This is a genomic window from Saccharopolyspora sp. NPDC050389 (genome assembly GCF_040655595.1).
Taxonomy (GTDB): Bacteria; Actinomycetota; Actinomycetes; order Mycobacteriales; family Pseudonocardiaceae; genus Saccharopolyspora.
Genome location: NZ_JBFAKG010000176.1, coordinates 1 through 10,756, shown reverse-complemented (window position 1 = coordinate 10,756; position 10,756 = coordinate 1). Strand labels below are relative to the sequence as shown.

Sequence of the window (10,756 nt, the reverse complement as noted above, 5' to 3'; positions counted from 1 at the left end):
AACCTCGCCATGACCCACTGAACGCCACCGCCACCACACGGGCTGCGTTTCCCTTGCCTGCCACCAACATTTGATCATTACGGGACAGGCTTTAGGCAACGCCGAGGCAGCTCAGCGCACTCACACGTCAGCGACAGCGGCGACGGCCCGAGCGATCACGCCGGCAATGTGGGCAGGCTGAGTGATCAGCGCCAAGTGGTCTGCGTTCTCGCGATGCACCCACCAGCCTCGACGTTCGGCCTCTTCCGCCGCTCCGGTGTATGCCTCACTCAGGCACACGTAGGCACAGCGGGTGGCAGACCAACCGGGCGCATTCGGCGCTGGTTCTTCAAAGTAGGCCACTGGCACCGGCGGAAGCTCGGCGATGAACCGTTCTCGCAGACCTGCATCGGGCACCAACGTGTCGAACACATCGGATGGAAACCACTCGTTCCATGGGGGAAGCCGTCCAGCACGGGTCAGACCGGCCAACTGCTCGCGCAGTTGAGTGGGGGCGGTGTCGAACCAGCTGCTACCTGGATGCGGAAGCAACGCGTCCACGAAGACAGCTCCGCGCGCGTCGTCTCCGACTACTTCAGCGATGGCGGGCAGCAGTGCACCAGCGCCGCTATGGCCGACCAACACCACGGGGCCATGACTTCCGTCCGTGTCGAGAGCTCGGGCGGCCGCCTCAGCGAGGCTGCGATAGTACGGCGGATGGTCGTCGACGACAGCCGTCAGCGATGGCACGACGACGCGCTGCCCCTCGTGCCGCAGCTGCGTCGCCGTCAACTCCCAGGTCAACGGACCTACAAGCGGACTATGGACAAGCAAGAGCGCAGGCGTGAGCGAATCCATGAACCAATTCTGCACATCGACGATTCCAGGACCACCGCTGGCTTTATCGTCGTGGCGTTCCGACAGCAGGCAGCCTTAAAGCCCACCACCAGAGAGGTCAAACCCACACGATTACGACATCAACATTTACTGACGAGGCACCAGCTGACCTCGCCGTCTGCGGAGTGCTGGAGCGAGCTCCCTGTTCAGTTCGATCCGATCTCGGTCTGTCGAACACGCGGCCCAAGGATAGGTCGGCGGGCCTTCGTCGGTGCAAGGACGCCGCGGCTACCAGGGCCAGAACGCGATAGATCTAAATCTAGAGGCGTCTGTTCCGGTGTTTGAGGGGCCACACGGTTTGGTAAGTTCGGAGCCATGGTGACGAGCAACGACGTGGCGCGGCACGTCGGATTGTCACAGACGACGGTTTCGCGTGCTCTGCGTGGCGACGCCTCGGTCACTCCGAAGACCCGCGACCGAGTTCTCGCGGCGGCTCGCGAGCTGGGTTACGTGCCGCACTCGGCCGCACGCACACTCGTGACCCGACGTTCCCGTGCTGTCGGTGTGGTCGTCGCTGACCTGTCGAGCCCGATCTACCCGGTCATCGTGGAGAGCCTGCAAGGCCGTCTGGACGAGTGCGGCTACCGGATGATCCTTATCCGGGACCCCGATGAGCCTGGATTTGAGAACGCTACGGATGTTCTCACCAGCGCAACCGTGGACGGCATGCTTTTCGTGTCTGCTCGTGACAATTCCGCGGCGGTGCGCCTCGCGACGGAGCGTGGTGTGCCGGTGGTCCTGCTCAGCCGTGACGACTCAAGTGTGACCACGGACGTCGTCCTTTCCGACGACCGTGCCGCGGGTGAGCTCGTTGTCTCTCACCTTGTCGAATGGGGCCACGAGCGGATCGGGGTGCTGTCCACGCCTCGAGACCGTTCCAACGGTCGCGACCGTGAGGACGGGGTGCGGGAGGCCCTGCGCCGACGAGGGATGCCTGTACGCGAGGAATGGATCAAGCGGACGTCGTTTGGTCATGCTGAGGCTGTTCGTGCGGCGTGCGAGATTCTTCGGGAGCCTGAGGTTCCGACAGCCCTGTTCTGCGTCGCGGACTCGTTCGCCTTCGCGGTGCTGGACGCGGCGCACCAGCTTGGTCTCCGCGTTCCCGAGGATCTCTCTGTCGTTGGTTTCGACGACTCCGAACCGTCGCGTTGGTCATTCGTGCGGCTGACCACGGTGCATCAGCCGATTCGTGAGATGTCGTGCGAGGCTGTGGATCGGTTGGTGAGCCGGATCGAGAGCTCCGGTACCCACCAACCGACCACTCGTGTGTTCCCGGTCACGCTCCGGGAGCGAGCGACGGTAGCCCGTCCAGCGCGCTGATCAGGCGGTGTTGCGGCCACCGCTGAGGTCGAGGGTTTGGCCGGTCATGTAGCTGGCCTCCGGGGAGAGTAGCCAGGCCGCGAGCGCGGAGAACTCCTCGGGCAGTCCGACCCGACCCATCGGCACCTTTGCGAGCAGAGCCGCGTTGCGCTCGGCGCTGAGGTCATCGAGCAGTCGGGTCTTCATCATCGACGGGGCGATGCAGTTGACCGTGACGCCAAATTGCGCGACCTCCTTCGCGGCGGTCTTGACCAGGGCGATCAATCCGGCCTTCGACGCAGAATAGGCCGCCTGGTGCGGATTGCCCTCGCGGGCCGCGATCGAAGACAGGATGGCGATCCGTCCGTAGCCCTGGTCTTGCAGCCTGGGAAGCAACGCGGCAAGTCCGTGCAGACATCCATCGAGATTGATGTCCAGCACCCGCGACCAGCCCGCGACCGGCATGTCGGCCACTGTCGTCTCGGGACCCTGGACGCCATGGGCGAATAGCGCCCCGTCGATGTGGCCGTGCTGGTGCAGCACCTCGGCGGTTATGCGATCCCAGTCGTCACGCTTGGTGACGTCGAGGGCGAGGCTGTGCTCGGGGGCGGACCCGTCGCCGCGCCCGCTGGCGGCGACGTCGGTGCAGATGACCGTCGCGCCCTCGCGCATCAAGCGCTCGGCTGTGTTCGAACCGAGTCCCCCCGCGGCCCCTGTTACGAGGAGGACCTGGCCGTCGAACCTGCCGGGCCAGAACGTCTCGGGGCTCGCGGTGAGAGATCGGGACTGCACCCCGTCACTACGATTTGCGGTACTGGTCACGAGGTTCCCTTCATCGCAGTGTCGATGTGGTCGAAACGGGACACGTATGCCCGGTGGAGCCGTTCGAAGTGCTGGGCGTGTCCGAATTCAGCGCAGCCGGCAACATCGGGCACCTCGATGCTGACCGGTGTTGCCGGGAAGGTCTCGAGGATGCTCCGGAGCGGGAAGCTGCCTTCGCCGGGGCTCTGTCGTCGTGAGCGTGATTCGAGTGGAAGTCGGTCGGTACTGACCGTCTGTCCCAACGGCATTCGCTGCGGAACGGGTAGTGGGGGAGGCGTTTCGGGGCCGTCGCAGAGCTGGATGACGCGGAGCGCATCGGCCGGCACGGCCTGAAGGTCTTCGACTCGGCCGCCTGCGCGCACGAAGTGCAGTACGTCGAGCATGATGCCGCAGCCCGTCTCGCGTGAGAGTGCGCAGGCGGCCGCGACGGTGTTGATCGGTTGATACGCGATGGGTTCGAGGCTGGGCTGGATCCCGTGGTCGCGGCCATCGGCGACGAGTTCGGTGAGCGTTTCCCTCAAGCGGTGTTGGTCGGCGTCGCCTCCGATCACGTTGAGCACGGTGGCGCCCAGTGCTGCACCTGCATCGAGGGCGGGCAGCCACTGCTCGCGTCCTCGGGTTCCGTCGAGGGTGAACGCCTCGACGTCCAGCACGGTCACGCCTGTCTCGGCCATCGCGCGTATCGTCTGCCGGGACATCGGGGACCCGGGGGTCATCGGGTAGCGCTGCTCTCCTGGGGTGGCGGGAAAGACCCGGACGCCGACGGAGGCGAAGCCGGCGTCGGCCGCGTGCCGGACCAGGTCTGGTGGGGCTAGGTCGAGGGCTGACAGGTGCGCCACGCCCAGTGGCTTACTCATGAAATGAACGCTCCTGTGGGTTCGGGTATTGACGGGCCCGTAGACGGCTCGTACCGTCCTGCACATCCGAATGACTACGTAGTCATTCAAACATTCGACCTGCTCCGAGGCAACGGCGCACATCAGGAAGGTCAAGGCGAACAGCTCATGACGACGCACCCTTCAGGCCTCGCCCCAGATACCGGAGAGTCCGGTCAACACGACGCCTCGACCCCGATGCGCCCTGGTACCGGCGGTTCGGGATCCAAGCGCAGCGCCATGGCCAGCACGGTCGGCGCGATCGTCGATTGGTACGACTTCTTCCTGTACGGCACCGCTGCAGCGGTCGTGTTCGGACCGCTGTACTTCCCATCGGCAAATCCTTTGGCCGGCCTTCTGGCCTCAATGGGGTCCTTCGCGGTGGCCTTCGTGTTCCGGCCGATCGGGGGCGCGGTCTTCGGGCACTTCGGCGACAAGGTCGGGCGGAAGAAGATGCTGGCCATCACCGTGCTGATGATGGGGCTGGCCAGCACCGGAATCGGTTTGTTGCCCCCGTACGCGGCGATCGGTCTCGCCGCTCCGGTACTGCTGGTCCTGTTGCGTGCGATTCAGGGAATCGCAGTCGGCGGGGAGTGGGGTGGGGCGGCCCTCATGGCAGTTGAGAACGCACCCCGGCGGAAGCGCAACTTCTTCGCATCCGGCGTTCAGACCGGCTCGTTCATCGGCCTTCTGCTCGGCACGGCTGCCTTCAGCCTCGCTCGCGGTCTCACGACCGAAGAGCAGTTCATGGCCTGGGGCTGGCGGATCCCCTTCCTGGTCAGCATCGCGTTCGCCCTCGTGGCGTTCTGGGTCCGGTCCGGTGTCCCTGAATCGGCGAAGTTCAAGGAGATCGCTCGGGAACAACACAAGGCCCGCGCCCCACTGGCGGTTGCGCTGCGGACCAGCCCCAAGCAGATCCTGGCCGTCATCGGAATGCGGATGGTCGACCAGAGCACCTTCTACATCGGCTTCACCTTCGCACTGGCCTACACCTCGAACTTCACCGACAACTCGCCCGCGAACGTCCTCACAGCCTCGATGGTCGCGATGATCCTGGCCATTCCGTCACTGAGCCTGTGGAGCACGCTCGCGGACCGCTACGGGCGTCGGCCCTTCTACATCGCCGGACCGATTCTCGCCACCGTCGCAGTGTTCCCCCTGTTCGTGTTCCTGGAGAACGGCTCGCTCCTCGGCCTGACCTTGTCCTTCGTGGCTCTCATCAACCTCGGTCACAACATCTCCGCGTGCGTGCAGCAGACGTGGTTCACGGACTTGTTCGACGCCCGGATCCGGTACAGCGGAGCGGGCTTTGCCTACGCGCTCGCCGGGGCCGTCGGCGGCTTCATCCCTCTGACCGCGACGGCGCTGCTCGCTTTCAATCTCGGCTGGTACCCCGTGGCCGGCCTCGTGACCGGGCTCTGCATCGTCTCCGTTCTCGCTGCTCTGTGGTCCCACCGTTGGACCACATCCGCAGGTGGGAGCTCCAAGGCGTGACCACCGACGAGTCGTCTGAGTCGGGCCGACCGGTGGCGCACAACGACCACCGACAGCAATCACGATTTCCTGCCACATCTGGTAAGTCTGGAGAACCGCAACCGTGACCATGCCGACGAGCGCACCCGCCACCACCGACGTCATCATCGTCGGCTCCGGAGCCGGAGGACTGTCCGCCGCAGTGACGGCTGCGCAGGGCGGACTACGCGTTACGGTGCTGGAACGTGCCGACGTGTGCGGTGGCGCCACAGCGTGGTCGGGAGGCTGGATGTGGGTACCTGGCAACCACCTCGCCCGGGCGGATGGCGTCGACGAGGACCCGGCGGCCTTCCGCGCCTACCTCGCCGCCGTCCTGGGGGACGACTTCGACGCGGAACGTGTCGACGCATTCCTCGACTCCGCCCCCCAGATGGCACGCTTCTTCCACGAGAACACCGCACTCGCCTTCACACCCGGTGCCAAGATCTGCGACATCTACGGCGACCTTCCCGGAGCCGGGACGGGTCACCGCTCGCTCGCTCCGGCGCCAGTAAACCTGCGTGAGCTCGGGCCGGAGGTCGCGCGGTTGCTCCGGCGTCAGCTGTACGAGACCTCGTTTCTTGGACTTGGGATCATGGCCGGCCCGGATCTCGCCGGGTTCCTGGCCGCAGCGCGCGGTGACGCCCGCGGCCTGGCACACGCGGTCCGGCGCGTCACGCGACACGTTGCCGACCTCGCCTTCTACCGACGCGGGCAGCAGTTGGTGAACGGCACCGCACTGGTCGGTCGCCTGCTGCGCGCGGCGCTGGACTTCGGCGTCACCATCCGCACCTCCAGCACTGTGACCAACATCGTGCGCGATGACGAGGACCGGGTGATCGGGGTCGAGGTCACCACGCCCTTCGGGAAGGAACGCCTGCACGCGGAGCGAGGGGTCGTGCTCGCCGCGGGCGGGTTTCCTCACGACCGTGAACGGCGCCGTGCTCATTTCCCAACCGGGCCGGATCACAACTCGCTTGCCCCTATCGCCGCCGATGGGGCAGGAATCGACCTTGGCCAGGCAGCGGGCGGGCGTCTTCGCACTGATCTGGCGTCGCCCGCGGCATGGTGCCCGGTTTCGTTGGTGCCCTACCGCTCGGGCCGAACGGGGGTGTTTCCCCACATCATGGACCGCGCCAAGCCCGGCAGTATCGGCGTCCTGCGCAACGGTCGACGCTTCGTCAACGAGGCGAACGGCTACCACGACTACGTCACGGCCATGATCGCCGCGAGCTCGGACGGCGACCCGCCTGAGGCGTGGCAGATCGCGGACGAGCGTTTCGTGCGCCGCTACCCGTTTGGCATGGCCAAACCCCGCCCGGTTCCGCTGTTGCCCTACTTGCGCAACGGCTACCTCAAGCGTGGTCGGACCCTGGCCGAACTCGCCTACGCGTGCGGAATCGACTCGGAAGGTCTTCAGGCCACGGTTGCCCACTTCAATGAGCACGCACGGGAAGGACGCGATCCGGAGTTTGGACGCGGCTCCACCCCGTTCAACCGATACGGCGGAGACCCTTCCACTGGCTTCCCGAATCCGTCGCTGGCGCCGATCGAGAAGGGTCCGTTCTACGCAGTCCGGGTCGTGCCGGGCAGTTTCGGGACTTTCGCGGGCTTGGCCACCGACGCCCAGGCACGAGTGCTGGACGATGACGACGAGGCCATTGCTGGCCTCTACGCGGTGGGTTGCGATCAGGCGAGCGTCATGGGCGGGCACTATCCGGCCGGCGGTATCAATCTCGGACCGGCCATGGTCTTCGGCTGGATCGCCGGCAGGGATCTGGTGGCTTCGACGGGGCGAGAATCCCGCCTCAATCGAGTTGGAGACTAGATTCTCCCGCGACCCGGAGGAGTTTCAGCCGGTGCGCTCGTCACCGGCTGAACACTCCGCCCGCCCCGCCACGCTGATGCCGATTACGGATCCGTGGCTGCAACCCTTTTCGAGGTTATCGACTGGGGAACCTTCCCCCTGGACCTGTATGAAGGTGGCTTCCGGCGCAGGAGGGCGATCAGACGCCGCTCGTCGCAGCGTCCTGGACTCCCGCGGCGCTGTTCCTTGTTGGCGGCTGGGCCTTCTGAGCGTCATTTTTGCGTGTGGTCGGTGACCCAGGTTGCGATTTGCATGCGGGAGGTGAATCCGAGCTTGACGAGAATGTGCTCGACGTGGGTTTCCGCCGTGCGTCGGGCAATGACCAGATTGGCAGCGATCTCCTTGTTCGACTTGCCGGACGCGATGAGACTGGCGACTTCGCGTTCCCGCTTCGTCAGCGGTGACTCGGCCAAGGGAACCTGCCGTGCTTTATGGGTCAGCGCGGGGGTCGTCGTCTCGCCCAGGGCATAGGAGATCGTCTCCTCCTGGTCCATCAGTGCGCCTTTCTGGCCGGCGGCTTCGAATGCTGTGTCGCCGAGTCGTTCGCGGACCTGTTCCTGCGCCTGTGCGCGCCAGGACAGCAGAGTCTCGGCGCCGAACAGCGGAGTGCCGATCACGGCCCACAGTCTTCCGAGCGCGCCAAACAGCACGGCTGCACGTTCGGTATTCCCCTGAATGGCTGCCACCCAGGTCAGCAACTCGACGCAGCATGCGATGCCGAGCGTGTCCTCAAGATCCTGCTTGGCTCGAAGTGATGCCGACACGTGTAGCGCTGTCTCGGTGGCATTGCCCGCCGCCCACCAAGAGACCCCGACGTTCCACTCCGTCCATGACAGCGCCCAGCGCTCTCCGAGCTGGGCGCAGACCGACTCGCACTCGTGCAAGAACTCCATGGCCCGATCGACGTCTCCGTGCAGGCCTGCCCTTTGTGCCTGCAAGGCGAAGACGATCAGTGCAGGGGCGGTCCAGTGGGCGGAAGCGCGGTGGCGGGTCAGGGCCTGGTCCAGCAGCGGGCCTGCCCGGGAGAGGTTGTGGTCCCACATCTCGGTGTCGCCGAGAAACTGGAGCGCATAGGTCAACTCGGTCTCATTGCCCAACTGTTGGGCGAGGGCGCGGCTTTCGTTGAGTAGGGACAGCGAGCCGGTGCGGTCCCCGTGGAGGTGGGCGAGCCAACCGTCGATCCACAGTGCCCGGGCCCGCTCGGTGCTCGGTCCGGTGTCTGCGTCCAGTGCCCGATCCAGCCAGCGGCGGCCTTCCCTGGTGAAGCCGAACCCCAACCACAGGAACCACAGCGCGGCTGTCATCCGCAGTGCCGTCCGCGCCTCGCCGGAAGTGGTCAGGCAGTATTCCAACGCAGCCCAGAAGTTGGGGCGTTCGATGCGCAGGCGTTTGACCCAGTCGGCTTGTGAGGGACCAGCGGAGCCGCCGTCGGACTGTTCAGCCAGAACTAGGTAGTAGTCGCGGTGTCGGCGGCGTAGAGAGGATTCCTCACCTGCCGCGGAGAGTTGCTCCTGGCCGTACTGGCGGATGGTCTCCAGCATCCGGTATCGGCTCCGCGGGTGCTGCCCGACGGAAGCGAGGATCGACTTGTCGATCAGCCCGGCGATGCCTGTGAACACGTCATCGGTGGTCAACCCGTCGTCGGCGCAGATGTGTTCAGCGGCGTCGAGGTCGAAGTCGCCGGCGAACACCGAGCACCGTGCCCACAGCTGCCGCTCCTGGTGCGTGCACAGATCGAAGCTCCAGTCGACGGCGGCCCGCAGGCTTTGGTGCCGCGGGGCATCCGCAAGGTGCCTGCTGGTGAGGAGCTGGAAGCGGCTCTCCAGGCGGTCGAGGATTTCCTCGACTGACAGCACGCGCACGCGTACTGCTGCGAGCTCGATGGCCAGCGGCACGCCGTCCAACCGCTGGCACAACCTGGCCACGGCAATCTCGTTGTCTTCGGTCAGGGAAAATCCCGTTGACACAGCCGCGGCCCGGTCCTCGAACAACCTCAATGCCGCGTGGTTCCGGGGTGGGGTCTCGTCCGTGGCTTTCGAGTCGTCCGCGGTGGGTAGCGAAAGGGGTGGCACTGGCAAGATCTGCTCCCCCCTAATCCCGATGGGCTCTCGGCTCGTCGCAAGCACTCGCAAACGTGGGGCGGCGGATAGCAGTGTGGTGATCAGGTGACCGCATGAGCCCAGCAGGTGCTCGCAGTTGTCCAACACGAGCAACAAGTGCCTGTCGACCAGATACTCCGTAAGTACGGTGTCCAGGTCCCGCATCGACCGGTCCTGGAGACCGAGTGCGCCTATCACGGCGTGCGGTACCAGCGAGGGGTCCTGAACGTCTGCGAGCTCCACCAGGTGTGCTCCGTCGGTGAAGGCTCGACGCAACGCGTGCGCCACGTGTAGCGCCAGTCGCGACTTCCCCATGCCACCGAATCCCGTCAGGGTCACGAGCCGTGAGTCGGAGAGCGCCCGTTTCACGTCCGCCATCGCCTGGCGGCGCCCCACAAAGCTCGTCAGTTCGTGGGGGAGACCGCTGGCTTGCTGGCGGACACCCTGCGCCATTGGTCACCGCTCATTATCCGGAACCGCACCATCTATCCTAGAACGGTTCGCCGGTTGCGCTCCTTACACCCTCGTCACCGGAGGTCCGAACGAGCACCCATGCGGTTCCGGGCAGGTCTATTCGAGCCTGCGGGTATACGAGTCGGAGCAACGACAGTGTGCGCAGTGGTGAGGAACGTTGTCAGTGGTGCGCATGGTCTGCTTGTGCTGGTACATGTTCTGGTCGGCGTTGTGGAGGAGCACGTCCGGTCGGGTGGTGAGGTCTGCGGTGGTGGCCAGGCCAACGCTCGCGTGGACTGTCGTCCGCCATTGATCGATTTCAACGTCGATCTTCAATTGTTGGACGATGTGATCACGGAAGATTCATCACCGCCTATGCGGGCTACCGTATCGCCGGGGTGGGCGGCGTCCAGAGCGCGCCTGCAGCAGCGAGAATGACTTGATCACCTGCCGTTCTCCGCCGCCTCAAGCTGCGGCTTCCTTGGCGCTCTGGCGTGCGCTTCGCTGCTCCAGCACGATGGCCAGGCTGGCACGGCAAGTTCGGATGATCTGTCTCGTTGCGGGAGTCTTGGGGGGTCGTTGGCAACGGGAGCAGGTCACAGAAACGGATCCGGGCAGTTCGTCCACCGCGACAATCGCCACGGCCTCGCACGAGCGGCACCAGCGATGCCCGGTGACGACGATGACGTGCAATGGCGATCCAATGCACGTGTGTGTCCATCAGCGATGAAAGCGGCAGGTGAGGCGTTCGTGGGGGGACAGGTTCTCGTTGTCTTCCGCGGCGTCTTCTGCGGCGAGGTGTCGGCGAGCTGGCGATCGTGACGGTGGTCGTAGCGATCGTCTACTCTGCCCGCATTTGTGTCGACGGCACGTGAATACTGGCTCTGGCACGGTTTCCGTGAATCTGGCCCGGGGCTCAGTCGCTGAGCAGGATGCGTTTGCGGAGCAGGTCG

At 65.4% G+C, this 10,756-nt stretch carries 8 protein-coding genes; 3 read left to right on the top strand and 5 right to left on the bottom strand.

Going from position 1 to position 10,756, the window contains the following annotated elements:
* Positions 1-120: 120 nt before the first annotated feature.
* Complete coding sequence (locus tag AB0I53_RS48435; RefSeq protein WP_358617686.1) at positions 121-837, bottom strand: alpha/beta fold hydrolase; 717 nt, start codon at positions 835-837, stop codon at positions 121-123.
* A 354-nt stretch (positions 838-1,191) separates the two neighbouring features.
* Between AB0I53_RS48435 and AB0I53_RS48430 the strand changes: the two genes are divergently transcribed.
* Complete coding sequence (locus AB0I53_RS48430) at positions 1,192-2,196, top strand: LacI family DNA-binding transcriptional regulator (RefSeq protein WP_358617684.1); 1,005 nt, start codon at positions 1,192-1,194, stop codon at positions 2,194-2,196.
* On the opposite strand, the gene AB0I53_RS48425 is transcribed toward AB0I53_RS48430, so the two are convergent.
* Together AB0I53_RS48425 and AB0I53_RS48420 are read right to left on the bottom strand one after the other, a co-directional pair.
* On the bottom strand, positions 2,197-2,967 hold the full coding sequence (locus tag AB0I53_RS48425) for an SDR family NAD(P)-dependent oxidoreductase (protein ID WP_358617681.1): 771 nt from the start codon (positions 2,965-2,967) through the stop codon (positions 2,197-2,199). It lies immediately after the preceding gene.
* A gap of 26 nt (positions 2,968-2,993) precedes the next feature.
* Complete coding sequence (locus tag AB0I53_RS48420; protein WP_358617679.1) at positions 2,994-3,854, bottom strand: TIM barrel protein; 861 nt, start codon at positions 3,852-3,854, stop codon at positions 2,994-2,996.
* A 3-nt stretch (positions 3,855-3,857) separates the two neighbouring features.
* Between AB0I53_RS48420 and AB0I53_RS48415 the strand changes: the two genes are divergently transcribed.
* Positions 3,858-5,366 carry an MFS transporter gene (locus AB0I53_RS48415; RefSeq protein WP_358617676.1) on the top strand — a complete coding sequence of 503 codons (1,509 nt, stop codon included), beginning with the start codon at positions 3,858-3,860 and terminating at the stop codon, positions 5,364-5,366.
* A 109-nt stretch (positions 5,367-5,475) separates the two neighbouring features.
* On the top strand, positions 5,476-7,212 hold the full coding sequence (locus AB0I53_RS48410) for an FAD-dependent oxidoreductase (RefSeq protein ID WP_358617692.1): 1,737 nt from the start codon (positions 5,476-5,478) through the stop codon (positions 7,210-7,212).
* 251 nt (positions 7,213-7,463) lie between these two features.
* Here the strand turns inward: AB0I53_RS48410 and AB0I53_RS48405 are convergent, their stop codons facing one another.
* Both AB0I53_RS48405 and AB0I53_RS48400 read right to left on the bottom strand, forming a co-directional pair.
* Positions 7,464-9,803, bottom strand: coding sequence for a LuxR C-terminal-related transcriptional regulator (locus AB0I53_RS48405; RefSeq protein WP_358617674.1), 2,340 nt, complete (start codon positions 9,801-9,803; stop codon positions 7,464-7,466).
* Positions 9,804-9,920: 117 nt separating this feature from the next.
* Positions 9,921-10,151, bottom strand: coding sequence for a diguanylate cyclase (locus tag AB0I53_RS48400; RefSeq protein ID WP_358617689.1), 231 nt, complete (start codon positions 10,149-10,151; stop codon positions 9,921-9,923).
* Between the last annotated feature and the right edge of the window lie 605 nt (positions 10,152-10,756).